This window comes from Pseudomonas lundensis, assembly GCF_001042985.1.
GTDB classification, from domain to species: Bacteria; Pseudomonadota; Gammaproteobacteria; order Pseudomonadales; family Pseudomonadaceae; genus Aquipseudomonas; species Aquipseudomonas lundensis.
This window is the reverse complement of sequence record NZ_JYKY01000090.1, coordinates 1-517: the sequence shown is the minus strand read 5'-3', so window position 1 is coordinate 517 and position 517 is coordinate 1. Positions and strand designations below refer to the sequence as shown.

Genomic DNA, 517 nt, shown 5'->3' with positions numbered 1-517 from the left:
CCCGAACTCAGCAGTGAAACGATGCATCGCCGATGGTAGTGTGGGGTTTCCCCATGTGAGAGTAGGTCATCGTCAAGATTAAATTCCAAAATCCCTGTCTGCTCACGCAGACAGGGATTTTGTTTTTATAGAAGTACCAAGTTTTCACAGACACGTTAATCACTAACGGATCTGTCACAGAATTTCTTGACGACCATAGAGCATTGGAACCACCTGATCCCATCCCGAACTCAGCAGTGAAACGATGCATCGCCGATGGTAGTGTGGGGTTTCCCCATGTGAGAGTAGGTCATCGTCAAGATTGAATTCCGAAACCCCTGTCTGCTCACGCAGACAGGGGTTTTGTTTTTTCTACGCCACAACCGCCGCTAAACCTGCTTCTTTCCCCTCCTGTTGGCGCTGATTGAAAACTGACCCACCCTGCCGATTGAAAATTGACCCAGGACGGATTGCTGATTTCTGTCCCAGCAATTGTGGATAAGCTTAGCAGCAGTGGGCCGATTCAAGACGCATCAAC

2 rRNA genes are annotated in these 517 nt (G+C 48.9%); both read left to right on the top strand.

The window, feature by feature from the left end:
• Positions 1-78: ribosomal RNA gene (gene rrf, locus TU74_RS25185) — 5S ribosomal RNA — on the top strand; the annotation flags it as partial.
• A gap of 107 nt (positions 79-185) precedes the next feature.
• A 5S ribosomal RNA gene (gene rrf, locus TU74_RS23000) occupies positions 186-301 on the top strand.
• Positions 302-517: the final 216 nt, after the last annotated feature.